This window comes from Pseudomonas sp. MYb193, assembly GCF_002966775.1.
GTDB classification, from domain to species: Bacteria; Pseudomonadota; Gammaproteobacteria; order Pseudomonadales; family Pseudomonadaceae; genus Aquipseudomonas; species Aquipseudomonas paracarnis.
This window is the reverse complement of record NZ_CP023269.1, coordinates 2,103,754-2,117,238: the sequence shown is the minus strand read 5'-3', so window position 1 is coordinate 2,117,238 and position 13,485 is coordinate 2,103,754. Positions and strand designations below refer to the sequence as shown.

Genomic DNA, 13,485 nt, shown 5'->3' with positions numbered 1-13,485 from the left:
GAACGCAGCAGCATACGCCGGTTCAGCCGCGGCTTAAATCGCCCTGCATATCGCCGAGCAAGGTGGGCGCGTCGTCGCCAAACAGGTGCGGGTAGCACTGGCGGATATGCCCGAAGAAAAATGCTTCGGGCACGTCAGCAAATTGCCCGTGGTCCACCACGTACTCCATAGAACGCTGGCCCTGGCGATTGAACGCGTGGAACACGCTGTCGTGCAGGCCATCGAATTCCAACGGCGGCACGTCGAACACTTCGCACAGTTGCTGGTTGAACGCCGGAGTGGCCTTGACCCAGCGGCCGTTCAGGTAAAGCTCGGTATAACCGTGCATGGCGAACACGTCACTTTTGAGCAGAGCGAGCAGTCGCGGTGTGGACAGGTGGTTGCGCACGTCCGCCAGGCCAATGCGTGCGGGAATGCCGCAGTGGCGCGCGCAAGCGGCGAGCAACGTAGCTTTGGGCACACAGTAGCTTTCGCCGGCCGCCAGGGCGAAGCTGGCGCTCAAGGTGTTGGGGTCACGGCTGAAGGTATAGGGGTTGTAGCGAATGGCCTCACGCACCGCGTAGTAAAGACTGACTGCCTGGTCACTTAAATCCGGGCGGGTTCCGCGATGTTTCTCGGCGAACTCCACCACCACAGGGTGGTCACTATCGATGAAGCGGCTGGGACTCAAGTACGTATTCATGAGCTTGATCTCCGAGGGGAGCCTGGAGTTTAACCACCAGGCCCGCCAGAGAGATAACGACGATTCGGCCAAATGCCGGCGCCGGCTGATGGGTTGCCCAGTACACCTTGTTACACCCTGATCACCCGGCTTGTTCGGATGCCGACTAAGCTCCCTGGTGGTTTCGCCCCTGGTTTCACGGAGGATTGCATATGCTGTTGTTGTGGATACTGGTGCTGGTGGTCGGCATTGCCTACCTGGCACACCGCCGAACTGCCCCCCTGCCCGCCCTGGGCGTGGTCGCCGTCTACCTGCTGGCGATGGGCGCCTGGAGCCACGCACCGGGCTGGCTGCTGCTGATCTTCTGGGTACTCCTGGCCGTGGTGGCCGCGCCTTTGCTGCTGCCTGACCTGCGCCGCCAATACTTCACCAAGCCGCTGTTCAGCTGGTTCCAGAAAGTGCTGCCGCCGATGTCCGAGACCGAGCGCGATGCGATTGATGCCGGTACCGTGTGGTGGGACGGCGAGCTGTTCAGTGGCCGCCCGGACTGGGACAAATTGCTGGCCTACCCCAAGGCGCAATTGACCGAGGAAGAGCAGGCGTTCATCGACGGCCCCACCGAAGAACTCTGCGCCATGGTCAGCGACTGGGAAATCGGCCAGGCCATGGACCTGCCGCCGCAAGCCTGGGAACACATCAAAACCCATGGCTTCTTCGCCCTGATCATTCCCAAGGAGTACGGTGGCAAGGGCTTCTCCGCCTATGCCCACTCCCAGGTCGCCATGAAGCTCGCGACCCGCAGCGGTGACCTGGCCTCCACCGTGATGGTCCCCAACTCCCTCGGCCCCGCCGAACTGCTGCTGCACTATGGCACCGAGGAACAGCGCAATCATTACCTGCCGCGCCTGGCCCGTGGCGACGACATCCCGTGCTTCGCCCTCACCGGCCCGCTGGCCGGCTCCGATGCGGGCGCCATGCCCGACACCGGCGTGATCTGCAAAGGCGAATGGCAAGGCAAGGAAACCCTCGGCCTGCGCCTGAACTGGGAAAAGCGCTACATCACCCTCGGTCCCGTCGCGACCTTGCTCGGCCTCGCCTTCAAGGCCCATGACCCGGACCACCTGTTGGGTGAAGAAGAAGACCTGGGCATCAGCCTCGCGTTGATTCCTACCGACACCCCTGGCGTGGAAATCGGCCGTCGTCACCTGCCGCTTGGCGCTGCCTTCATGAACGGCCCCAACTCCGGCAAAGATGTGTTCATCCCCCTGGAATACCTGATCGGTGGCCAGGAAATGCTCGGCAAGGGCTGGATGATGCTGATGAACTGCCTGTCGGTCGGCCGTTCGATCTCGCTGCCCGCCGTCGGCACCGGCGCCGCCAAGTTCACCAGCCTGGTGACCGGCCAATACGCCCAGGTGCGCGAACAGTTCAACGTACCGCTGTCGGCCTTCGAAGGCATCCAGGAAGCCCTGGCACGCATCGGTGGCAACGCCTGGCTGATGGACAGCGCGCGCATGCTCACCGCCAACGCCGTGGACCTGGGCGAGAAGCCGTCGGTGTTGTCGGCGATCCTCAAGTACCACCTGACCGAACGCGGCCGTGAGTGCATCAGCCACGCCATGGACGTGCACGGCGGCAAGGGCATCATCATGGGCCCCAACAACTACCTGGGCCGCAACTGGCAGGGCGCACCGATCTTCATCACCGTGGAAGGCGCAAATATCCTTTCGCGTAACCTGATGATCTTCGGCCAGGGCGCGATTCGCTGCCACCCCTTCGTGCTCAAGGAAATGGCCCTGGCCGGCCGCGAAGACCATGACCAGGCGTTGAAGGAATTCGACGGCCTGCTGATGCAACACATCGGCTTCGCCGTCAGCAACGCCGCCAGCACCCTGGTGCTGAACCTGGGCTTCGGGCACTTCGAAAAAGCCCCGGGCAACCGTTTGAGCCAGGGCTACTTCCGTGCCCTGAACCGCCAGGCGGCTGCGTTTGCCCTGCTGGCCGACCTGAGCATGATGTTGCTGGGTGGCGAGCTCAAGCGCCGCGAACGCCTGTCCGCTCGCCTGGGTGATGTGCTCAGCCACATGTACCTGGCGTCGGCGGCGCTCAAGCGTTATCACGACCTGGACTCGCCGGACCATCTGGAGCCGCTGTTTGCCTGGGCAATGGAAGAAAGCCTGGGCGAATCGGAACGCGCATTGGATGAGCTGCTCAGCAACTTCCCGAACAAGGTGCTGGGCTGCCTGTTGCGGGTGATCGTGTTCCCATTCGGGCGTCGTCATACCGGGCCGTCCGACGCGCTGGATGCCGAAGTGGCAGCCGTGATCGGCCGCGCCAAGGGCGACCCGACCCTGGAAGAATTGCTGGCCGGCTGTTATCGCCCGCAATCAGCAGAAGATCCCGTGGGCGCCCTGCAACATGCCTACGACCTGCTCGGTGCCAGCCACCCCTTGCAGAAAAAACTCCACAGCGCGCTCAAAAGCGGCCAGGTCAAGCCGGCTGCCGGCGAGCATGCCATCGACGCAGCCCTGCAGGCCGGCGTGCTGCAACCGGCCGAGGCACAAACCTTGCGCGATGCCGAGGCTGCGCGACGCAAGGTGATCGACGTGGATGATTTCAGCAAGGAAGAGCTGCTGCAGGCAGAAGGTAAAGTCCGCTGAGTCGAGCGGTCATATAAAAACGGGCGCGAGAGGCTTATACTCTCGCGCCCGTTTTTGCTTTAGAGGCCTTATCTCGTGTCCAACGTCGTTGCCGATCATCTTGTCTTGCTCGACCACTTGCGCAGCATCCTGGTTGCCGTCGGCGAAGCCGAACAGGTACCCGAGGAAAGCCACTCGCTGTTCCTGGAGCGTTTCGACGAACTGCGCGCCCTGTTGCCAATCGACCCGATCGAAAGCCAGTACCTGGGCCAGGACCTGATGAGCCAGGTCATCCTGCGCTACCCGCAAATCGCCCACCTGGTGCCCCGTGACCTGCTGTGGTTCTTTGGCGGCGACTGCCTGCACTTCATGCCCGACGAAGAACTGGACCTGTACCAGGCCCTGGAAGAACGTCGCTATGAAGCCGAACAGAACGACGAACCGTTCGACTGGAACCAGGAAAAACAGCTGCTGGCGATGCCTCAGGACCAGAGCAAACACTGACAGTTCTGAGCGGCACAGGCCCCATGTGGGAGCGGGCTTGCTCGCGAATGCAATCTCTCAGTTATACATAAGTAGACTGACCCACCGCATTCGCGAGCAAGCCTGCTCCCACAGTTTTACCGCGCTCCTACCGTCGGTGCAGCGTGGGCTCCTTGGCCATGCACTCCACCAGATAATCGATAAACACCCGCAACTTCGGCGGCAGGTAACGTGTGGGCGAATGCAGCAACCACGCCTCGCCATGGTACGACGCAATAAAATCCCACCCTGGCAACACCTGCACCAACTCCCCCGCTTCCAACGCATGCCGTGCGGTGAAATACGGCAAGCTGGCAATCCCGACATGCTGCAACGCCGCCTCCAGTCGCACCCCGGTGTGGTTCGCCGCATACCGGCCGCGTACGCCGACCGTTACCGCCTTGCCAGCCTGGCGGAACTTCCAGCGTGAATCTCCCGGCGTCTCACCCAGATAGATGCAACTGTGCCCGAGCAGATCATGGGGATGGCTCGGTGTACCGTGCTCGGCCAAGTACTGTGGCGTCGCGCACAGCAAATGTTCGATGGGCAACAGCTGGCGCCCGACCAAACCTGGCGGTGGGCTGTCGGTGATGCGGATGCTCAAGTCGACGTTGTCGTCGATCAAATCCACATGCCTATCTTCCAGGATCAATTGCACATCCACCTTGGGATAGCGCCGCAAAAATTCCGGCATATGCGGGTGCACCACGAATCGCCCCACCGCCTTGGGTACACTGACCCGCACCAGGCCCTCGGCTTCATGGGTAAATTGCCCACTGATTTCCATCACCGAGCGCGCCGCATTGACCATCTCCTGGCAACGCTTGAACACTTCCTCGCCGCCCTCGCTCAGGCGCAGCTTGCGCGTGGTGCGTTGCAGCAGGCGCGTGGCCAGGGCTTGTTCCAGGCGCGAGATGCTGCGGCTCACCGCCGAAGGTGAAACGCTGAGTTGCCGCGCCGCTTCGGAGAAGCTGCCGGTTTCCACGACCTTGACGAAAATCGCCATTTCACCCAATAGCGGCAAAGGAAGATTGATGCTCATGACGCACAGGTCCATTGATAATTGAACGAATTATCACCCATCTGCGCACTATTTATACTGCCCACAGAACCCTGATGCGGATGTAGATGATGACCGAGCGCCTGTTTTTTACCCACGACCACCTGACGGCCGAGCTGGAAGTGCTCAGTTGCACCCCGTACGAAGAGCAATTCGCCGTGATTGTGCAGTCGACCATTTTCCATCCTCAAGGCGGAGGCCAGCCGTCCGACACCGGCTGGCTCGGCGACAGTCAGGTGCTGCGAGTCATGCAGGAAGCAGGACAGGTGGTGCACTACGTCGACCGCCCCCTGGAACCTGGCCTCGTCGTTGCACGAGTCGACGCACAGCGCCGCGCCTTGCATACGCGTCTGCATTCGGCGGGGCACTTGATTGGCAATGCCGGCGAACGCCTGGGCTGGATGCCGATCAAGGCCCACCATTGGCCCGGCGAAGGCAAGATCACCTTTATCCGCGGCCAGACCGCGCAAGACATGGATGCGCAGGCGCTCCAGCAGTGGGTCAATACATGGATCGCCGCCGACTATTCCCGCCATATGACGCTGGAAGACGGCACCCGCGAAGTCGGCTTCGGCGAATTACCGGCGTACGCCTGTGGCGGTACGCATGTTCAAGCGTTGAGCGAACTGGGCCAGGTAACGATCCTGGCGTTGTCGGAGAAAAAAGGCGCGCTCTCGGTGCGCTATGAAATCAATGTGGGAGGAGGCTTGCCTTAATGCCATTCAGTTAAGCTCAGTTCCCTGTGGGAGCTGGCTTGCCTGCGAAAGCGTTAGTGCAGTAGCAGATGCAGTGACTGACACACCGCTATCGGGGGCAAGCCCCCTCCCACATTGGATCGCCCCAGAGAAACAGGCTACACGGCAATAGCCCCCGCCCTGCTCGGCTCAACCACGAACGACTTCAACGTCGACACCGTCGCCGCCGGGTCACGCGGATCACTGATCGCCCGAAAATTCGTCAACATGGTGTTGGCCGCCAACTCCACCGACACATACCCACGCTGGCGACTGTCGAAAAACTTCACATGCGGGTTGAGCGGCATGATCTTCATGAACGCGTCGTAGGGAGGGCCATCTGAGGTGACCGACGAGCCGACGAACTCGGTGGCGACCACCGCCGAGTCTGGCCTGTCGGCGTCGAGATGCAGGTCGGTGGCCCAGAACGAATGTATATCCCCTCCCCAGAACACCGGGTTCTTCACGCGATTGCGCACGATCGACGCCAGCATCCGTGAGCGGTTCGCCATGTAGCCATCCCAACCATCGGTCCAGCGGCCAAGCTTATGGTTGGTCAAGTCACGCTGCATCAGCGGCGCCACCAGCAAATCCTGGGCGATGACATTCCACTGCGCACTGGACTGGGCAAACCCCTGGTCCAGCCAAGACTCTTGCTGCCAGCCGAGCAACGTGCGGCCAGGGTCACGCAGGCCGTTGCAAGGGGTGGTGACAATATGCCCTTGGTGGCTGCCATTGGCCGCGATGCAGGGTTGCTCGGAACGGTACTGGCGACCGTCGAGCACATGAAAACGCGCGAGCCGCCCATAGTCCAGGCGCCGGTAGATGCGCATGTCCGGCCCCTTCGGCACGCTGCTGGCACGCAGGGGCATGTGTTCGTAAAACGCCTGGTACGCCGCGGCCCGTTGCTTGAGAAACTGCGCCACCGCCACCTTCGGGTCCTGGGACCAGCGGTTGGCGTAGTCATTCTGTACTTCGTGATCGTCCCAGGTTACGACGCTGGGAGCCGCGGCGTGCAGGGCCTGCAGGTCTGGATCAGTCTTGTACAGTGCGTAGCGGTTGCGGTAATCAATCAGGCTTTGCGCATTGCCGCTGCCGTGAGAACGAAACACCTTGCCCGAATCCGCAGCATAGGAACTGTCGTAAATATAATCACCGAGGAAAAACACCAGGTCAGGCTGCTCGGCAGCAAGGTGTCGGTAGGCGCTGAAGTAACCGCGCTCCCAGTGCGAGCAGGACACAAACCCCAGCCGGGCCGAGGCCATGGCCTGCAGCGGCGGCATCGTGCGGGACTGGCCCACCGGGCTCTGCGCACCGAGCCCTTCAAACTGGTACCAATACGGCCGATCCGCCGCCAGCCCCGCCACTTCGACATGCACTGCGTGAGCGAAGCGCGGCGTCGCCAGAACCTCCCCCTGCCTCACAATACGCGTCATCGCCGCATCGCTGGCCACCCGCCAACGCACCGGCACCGAGCGACTCAGGCCGCCACGGCCATCCGCGGCGTTGAATAACGGCGCCAGGCGCGTCCAGATCACAAATCCATCTGGCAACGGGTCGCCGGAAGCCACGCCGAGGGTGAACGGATAATCCACCCCGGCACTGCGCGCGAACGGGCTGAGAATCGAAAACGCGGTAGCGACCGCCAGCCCGCCAAGGACCCGGCGCCGGCCGTGGTCCACTTCGCCGCTCACAGGCAGCGCTCCCAGTCGTCGCGCACGGTGGCAAACCCGAGCATGTCCTCATACACGCCGTTCTTTAAAAACGCCTGGCGCATGCAACCTTCATAACGCAGGCCGATCTTTTCCATGACCCGCGCCGACTCCTTGTTGCGCGCGAAACACTGGCTGCCCACGCGCTGCAACCCTAGCGCCTCGAACCCGAAGTCCATCACCGCGCTCGCCGCTTCAGCCGCATATCCCTGGTTACGGCAGTGCGCCGCCACCCAGCCACCCAAGTGCCCATAGTGATGCCGAGCATTGATACGCAGGCTGACCATGCCGACCAATTCGTCGGTGCCGCGCACATGCATCCCCAGGTTCAGCAGCTCACCGGTGCGGTACTTGTCAGCGATCCCCGCAATAAAATCCTGCGCGGTTTCCAGGGTGTAGGGCGATGGAATGTTCGCCGTGTTGTCGGCAATTTTCGGCCCGTTGGCAAGCGTGAAAAGCACCTGCGCCTGGTGCATTTGCAGGGCGCACAACAACAGTCGCGGGGTCGTCAATTGAGGCAATGCAGTAGGCATGGAGGCCGGCTCTCAAGATAAATTTCTCAAGCATGGATGCCCCGAGTGTCAGTTTCATTACGCCCGAAAACTGACCGGTAAGTTTTCTGAAAGACGCGTCCTAGACGCCTCTAAACGGTCAATTAAAGTTAACCAATCGGTCATTTTTGGCTGTTAGCGTTTTGCCCCTAATTCAATGACGGGGTAACGGAATGAGAACCTGGGACGAACCCAAGAAACGCAAGGCGCACATCGAGCTGATCCCGATGATCGACGTGATGATGTTCCTGCTGGTGTTTTTCGTACTGGTGAGCCTGAACGTGATTCCCGCGCTCGGCATGAAGACCCAATTGCCCAGCGCCAGCAGTTCCCAGCAGCTCAAGCCGCAGAACAAATTCATCCTCACCCTGGGCCTGGAAGGCCAGTTGCAACTGGACGGCAAGGACCTGACGGTGGATGCCCTGGTGCCGGCGCTGAAGGCGGCCGAAAAGCCCGATACCAAGTCGACGATCATCGTCAACAGCGACAAAGGCGTGGAGGTTTCGCGCCTGGTGGAAGTGATGGACACCCTGCGCCTGGGTGGCTTCACCTCCGTGTCCATCGCCACGCGTAAGTCCTGATCATGTACGTTCTGTTTCGTGCGCGTCAGCTGCTGGGCAGTGTTCCGGCCCTGATCGCCCTGGTGCTGATTGCACTGGGTATCCAGTCCCAGACGTTGAAGGTCGAGCCGGTGTATGACGAGTCGGCGGTCGAATTGGCCTTGGTTGAGCCGGAACCGGAAGTCATACCGGAACCGGTGGTGGAGCAAGAACCACCACCGCCGGTGATCGAAGAGGAAGAGGCCGAGCCGGCGCCCCCGCCGCCACCGCCCAAGCCGCTGCCAAAACCCGAACCCAAGCCAAAGCCAAAACCTGTGCCCAAGCCTGCGCCCGTGGTCGCCAAGCCCGTGCCGACGCCGCCACCGGTGGCCGCCAAGCCAGCCCCGGCCGCCGTCACCCAAGCGGCGCCGACGCCTGCCCCACCGGCGCCACCGAAGGTCGATGGCCAGGCCCTGGAAAGCGGTTACCTCAAAGGCTTGCGCAACGAACTGGACACCTACAAGCAGTACCCCACCGGGCGCCAGGCGTCCCTCGAACGCCCGAGCGGCGAGGTGGTGGTGTGGCTGCTGGTAGACCGTCAAGGCCGCGTACTCGACTCAGGTTTACAAACCCAGGCCTCGAGCATGTTGCTCAACCGGGCCGCCACCAACAGCTTGCGTCGCATCAAGCAAGTCAAACCGTTCCCCGAGCAAGCCTTCGGGGGGCGCAATGAGCAGCGCTTCACCGCCACCTTCAACTACAGCGTGCAATAAGCACCCGACACCAGGACGACAGTGATGAAGTTCACCCGTATTCATCTGGCACTTGTGGCCGCGACCAGCATGACCCAGGGACTGGTCATGGCAGAGACCAGCGACGTCGGCACCATTGGGGTACAAGGCAAGGCGACCGCCGGGGGCGGTTACATGGTGCCGGAGGAAAGCATCAAGGGCCGCTCCACGGTGACCAAGGAAGCACTGGATAAACAGGCGGCCACCGGCAATGCCATCGACAAACTCAAGTACACCCCAGGCTTGAACATCTCCAGTGAAGACAACACCGGCCTGTCGGGCTTTCGCTTCACCATGCGCGGCATGAACTCCGACCAGGTGGGCATGTCGGTGGACGGCATGCCGATCAACGACTCCGGCAACTACGCGCTGTATTCCAACCTGCTGGGCGACCCGGAAAACATCGATCAGATCTTCGTCACCCAGGGCGCTTCGGAATCCGACGGCCCGCACATCGGATCCAGCGGCGGCAACATTGGCATCGTGACCATTCGCCCGACCAAGGAAACCGGCGCCTTCGTCAAACAGATCGTCGGCAGCAATGCCACGCGCAAGACCTTTGCCCGCCTCAATACCGGAGAAATCAACGGCCTGAGCAACTGGCTGTCGGTGTCCCATACCGAAGGTGAGATGTGGCGCGGTTCGGGCGCGGTACGCGCGGACAAGGTGGAGTGGAACAGCTTTTTCGACGCCGGCAATGGCAACACCGCCAACCTGATCCTCAAGTATCACGAGCAGGACAACAACAGTTACAGCCAGTTGACCAAGGCGCAATTCCAGCAGAACGGCCGCAAGTACGACCCCTACCCGGCTACGCCGACCGTGGGCAGCAACGGCAAATACAACAGCTACTACGGCCTGGCGCAGAACCCGTTCCAGACCTTCACCGCCGTGCTCAACACCCAGTTCAAACTGGCCGATAACCTGGCGCTTTCGGTGATCCCGTATTACTACTGGGGCAATGGCAGCGGCGTCGGCTCGTCCGCCTACGCACTCAACCGCGGCTCGAACCAGGGCGGCGTGTTCGACCTGGGCAACTTGCCCACCGCCGCCCAATACAACGCCGACGGCACACCCAACAGCGGCGTGTACTACCGCCCTTCACGCACGCAAACCTGGCGTCCGGGTATCACCACCAAGCTGACCTGGGACCTTGGCGACCACAGCCTGCAATTCGGTTACTGGTACGAGCGCGCACGCCAGAGCCAGACCCAGCCGTTCATTCCGCTCAAGAGCAACGGCAAGCCAGTGGACACCTGGCCAGATTCCAACAGCGCCATCGTCGATGCCAACGGCAACACCGTGCAGGGGCGCGACCGTTTCACCGTGACGCCAGCGCAAAAGGTCTGGGCCCAGGACACCTGGTACATCAACCCGGACTGGACCCTCATCGCAGGCCTGGCCTACATGAACGTCGAGCGTGAAGGCACCAACCACGGCAGCCTCAACGAACGCCCGGAAAAACGTAACCAGACCTACAACAAACTGCTGCCCAACGCCGGCCTGAAATACCAGTTGGACGAGCGTGACCAGTTGTTCTACAGCCTGTCGCGCAACATGCGGGTACCGCAGAACTACGTGCTCTACGACAAAGGCGCCGGCTCGATCGACGCCGAACCGGAAACCAGCTGGAACCATGAACTGGGCTGGCGCTACAGCGGCGACGATATGAACCTGGCCGCCACCCTGTTCTACATGGACTTCAAGAACCGCCAGGTTTCGTCCCGGGACATCAACGGTGACTTTGCCGACATCAACGCCGGCTCCGTGGTCAACAAAGGCCTGGAGCTGGAGTGGAGCGGCCAGTTGCCCCACCACTTCAATTACTACACCTCCTACACCTACACCAAGGCCGAGCAGCAGGATGACCTGACCGTCTACAACGCCGGCAAACCCATCGTGCTGCCCACCAGTGGCAAGCAGTTCGCCAACGTGCCCAAGAACATGCTGGCGGCCAACATCGGGTATGACGATGGGCGCTTCTACGGCACCTTCGGCGGCAAGTACACCAGCAAGCTCTACGGCGACCTGACCAACGACGAGGCGATTTCCGGTCGCACCGTGTTCAACCTCGGCGCCGGTATTTACCTGCCGGTGGACAAGAAAGTGGTCAAGGACGCGACCCTGCGCCTGAACGTCGACAACCTGTTCGACAAGAAATACCTGGACGGCGTGTACACCACCAAGACCAACGCGGCCAGCTACAGCGGTTTCCGCGATGGCGACCCCGCGTACATCGTCGGCCTGGACCGTACCGTCACGGTTTCGCTGGAAGCGAATTTCTAAGACTCACCCCAAGAGGAACACCATCATGGATATGAACCTGCTCCACGACGTCACCTTCTATGTGATGTACGCGGCGATGGCCATTGCGATCTTCATCGCCATCGAACGCGGTATCTACTTCGCCTACGTGCGCCGCCAGGCACGCGCATTGATCGACGCCCTGGGCGCCAATGTGCACAGCGAGCGTGACCTGCCGGACAACCTGACCCGTCGCGACAGCCTGCCGCTGAACATGATCTTGCCGGTGCTGGCCCAGAAGGCGACCCACGGTTCGCGCAAGGACCTGGACGACGAAATCGATACCCAATACCTGAAGACCCGCGCCCCACTGGCCCGCAGCCTGTGGATCATCGAGACCATCACCACCGCCGCCCCACTGCTGGGCCTGCTGGGCACCATTCTCGGCATCATCGACACCTTCAAGGCGCTGGCCACCGCGGGCGTATCGGACCCAGGGCAGATTTCCGGGGGTATCGGTACGGCGTTGTTCGCCACGGGATTAGGTATCGCCATCGCGCTGTTTTGCGTGGTGTTTCACAACTTTTTCCAGGACAGCCTGGAGCGCATCAACGACCAGTTGAAGATCCTGTTGATCCGCGCCGCCACCGGCGCCCGCGCACAGGATGAAGTGCCCCATCGCGTGCCCACCCCGCTGCACAGCCGCACAGCCTGACCTGCAGGGCGGGCGCCTTGGGCGCTCGTCTTTACCTTTGGTGCGATGAGACGCTTATGTCCCTTTCGATAAAGTTGCGTATTGCCGGCCTGACCGGCTTGCTCCTCAGTCCGCTGGCCCAGGCGGACTTTTCCATTCCAGGTTTTGAATTGGTGCATACCGTGCCTGTGGACACCGCCCTGGGCACCGACGATTTGCGCCAGCCCGGCCCGGTATGGATCGAGCTGTTCGACGGCGCCAAAAGCCACATTGACATCGGCCAGTTCTACGCCGCGGACCACCCTGGCTCGGTGATGAATACGGTGCTTGAACACCTGGAAGCCGCCGGCAAACGCGGCGTGAAGATTCGTTTCCTGCTCGAAGAAAAAGGCATCAAGCTGTCGGATGCCACCACCCTGGAACGCTTGCGCGCCATTCCCAACCTGACCTTGCGCGTGCTGCCCTACGGGCAACTGAGCGGCGGCATCATCCACGCCAAATACCTGCTGGTGGATGGCAAGCAGGCGTTTGTCGGCAGTCAGAATTTCGACTGGCGCGCCTTGGAACATATCCACGAAACCGGGCTGCGGATCACTGACAAAACGGTGGTGGGCCAAGTGCAGGCGATCTTCGAGCAAGACTGGCAAGCCCAGGCTGCGCTGGCGGGTAAACAACCGGTGCCGCTGCCCGCCAGCGGCCCGGCACCCGCACGTACCGGCAACTATCTGGTGGCCAGCCCGCAACGCTACAACCCGCCCGGCGTGGGCGACTCACAGCTGGAACTGCCGCGCCTGCTGGGCGAAGCCCAAAAAGAGGTGCGCGTGCAATTGCTCGACTATGCGCCGCTGTCCTACGGACCGGATCGAACCCGGCCCTACTATGCGGTGATCGACAACGCCGTGCGCGCCGCCGCAGCCCGTGGCGTGTCGATCAAACTGATGGTGTCCAACTGGAATACCGACCCGCTGGAACTGCCCTATCTCAAAAGCCTGGCGGTGCTGCCCAATATTGAGATCAAGATCGTCACCCTGCCCGAAGCCAAGCAAGGCTTTATCCCTTATGCGCGGGTGATACACAGCAAAACCATGGAGATCGACGGGCAAGTGGCGTGGGTCGGCACCAGCAATTGGTTGGGCGGCTACCTGGATAATTCGCGCAATCTGGAGGTGGTGATGCGCAGTGAGGCGATGGCCAGGCGTGTAGGCCAGTTGCATGAACAACTGTGGGATGGGCCTTACGCTAGAGCCTTGAGCGTGACGCAAGAGTATCCCGCCCCCCACCCTGGCCAGCATTGACCTTGGGCACCTGAGTAATGGTAGTGTGTGGAAATGTTTCTGT

12 protein-coding genes are annotated in these 13,485 nt (G+C 61.6%); 8 read left to right on the top strand and 4 right to left on the bottom strand.

The genetic code is table 11. From position 1 onward, the window contains the following. Positions 1 to 22: 22 nt before the first annotated feature. Positions 23 to 682: a transglutaminase family protein gene (locus CLM72_RS09980; RefSeq protein WP_054897863.1), complete on the bottom strand. Its 660-nt coding sequence runs from the start codon at positions 680 to 682 to the stop codon at positions 23 to 25. 191 nt (positions 683 to 873) lie between these two features. Here CLM72_RS09980 and CLM72_RS09975 point away from each other — a divergent pair, with 191 nt between their 5' ends. Continuing rightward, positions 874 to 3,321 carry an acyl-CoA dehydrogenase gene (locus CLM72_RS09975; RefSeq protein WP_105226324.1) on the top strand — a complete coding sequence of 816 codons (2,448 nt, stop codon included), beginning with the start codon at positions 874 to 876 and terminating at the stop codon, positions 3,319 to 3,321. A 75-nt stretch (positions 3,322 to 3,396) separates the two neighbouring features. Further along, positions 3,397 to 3,804: a PA2817 family protein gene (locus tag CLM72_RS09970; RefSeq protein ID WP_003190109.1), complete on the top strand. Its 408-nt coding sequence runs from the start codon at positions 3,397 to 3,399 to the stop codon at positions 3,802 to 3,804. 127 nt (positions 3,805 to 3,931) lie between these two features. Here the strand turns inward: CLM72_RS09970 and CLM72_RS09965 are convergent, their stop codons facing one another. After that, positions 3,932 to 4,864, bottom strand: a complete 933-nt coding sequence (locus tag CLM72_RS09965) for a LysR family transcriptional regulator (RefSeq protein WP_105226323.1) — start codon at positions 4,862 to 4,864, stop codon at positions 3,932 to 3,934. An 89-nt stretch (positions 4,865 to 4,953) separates the two neighbouring features. Between CLM72_RS09965 and CLM72_RS09960 the strand changes: the two genes are divergently transcribed. Beyond that, positions 4,954 to 5,598 carry a hypothetical protein gene (locus tag CLM72_RS09960; protein ID WP_105229107.1) on the top strand — a complete coding sequence of 215 codons (645 nt, stop codon included), beginning with the start codon at positions 4,954 to 4,956 and terminating at the stop codon, positions 5,596 to 5,598. A gap of 137 nt (positions 5,599 to 5,735) precedes the next feature. Here the strand turns inward: CLM72_RS09960 and CLM72_RS09955 are convergent, their stop codons facing one another. Both CLM72_RS09955 and CLM72_RS09950 read right to left on the bottom strand, forming a co-directional pair. After that, positions 5,736 to 7,310, bottom strand: coding sequence for an alkaline phosphatase (locus tag CLM72_RS09955; protein WP_105226322.1), 1,575 nt, complete (start codon positions 7,308 to 7,310; stop codon positions 5,736 to 5,738). Next, positions 7,307 to 7,861, bottom strand: a complete 555-nt coding sequence (locus CLM72_RS09950) for a GNAT family N-acetyltransferase (RefSeq protein WP_105226321.1) — start codon at positions 7,859 to 7,861, stop codon at positions 7,307 to 7,309. The genes CLM72_RS09955 and CLM72_RS09950 overlap by 4 nt, the downstream gene beginning before the upstream one ends. Before the next feature lie 191 nt (positions 7,862 to 8,052). Between CLM72_RS09950 and CLM72_RS09945 the strand changes: the two genes are divergently transcribed. Genes CLM72_RS09945 through CLM72_RS09925 form a run of 5 tightly spaced genes read left to right on the top strand, consistent with a single transcriptional unit; the run spans position 8,053 to position 13,442 of the window. Next, positions 8,053 to 8,460 carry a biopolymer transporter ExbD gene (locus tag CLM72_RS09945; RefSeq protein ID WP_005786670.1) on the top strand — a complete coding sequence of 136 codons (408 nt, stop codon included), beginning with the start codon at positions 8,053 to 8,055 and terminating at the stop codon, positions 8,458 to 8,460. Between the two features lie 2 nt (positions 8,461 to 8,462). Then, positions 8,463 to 9,191, top strand: coding sequence for an energy transducer TonB (locus CLM72_RS09940; RefSeq protein WP_054921700.1), 729 nt, complete (start codon positions 8,463 to 8,465; stop codon positions 9,189 to 9,191). A 24-nt stretch (positions 9,192 to 9,215) separates the two neighbouring features. Further along, positions 9,216 to 11,495 (top strand): TonB-dependent receptor, encoded by a 2,280-nt coding sequence (locus CLM72_RS09935; RefSeq protein WP_105226320.1) that lies wholly within the window; start codon positions 9,216 to 9,218, stop codon positions 11,493 to 11,495. A gap of 25 nt (positions 11,496 to 11,520) precedes the next feature. Next, positions 11,521 to 12,168 carry a MotA/TolQ/ExbB proton channel family protein gene (locus CLM72_RS09930; RefSeq protein ID WP_105226319.1) on the top strand — a complete coding sequence of 216 codons (648 nt, stop codon included), beginning with the start codon at positions 11,521 to 11,523 and terminating at the stop codon, positions 12,166 to 12,168. A 56-nt stretch (positions 12,169 to 12,224) separates the two neighbouring features. Continuing rightward, a complete protein-coding gene (locus CLM72_RS09925; protein WP_105226318.1) occupies positions 12,225 to 13,442 on the top strand; it encodes a phospholipase D-like domain-containing protein in 1,218 nt (405 codons plus the stop codon). Positions 13,443 to 13,485: the final 43 nt, after the last annotated feature.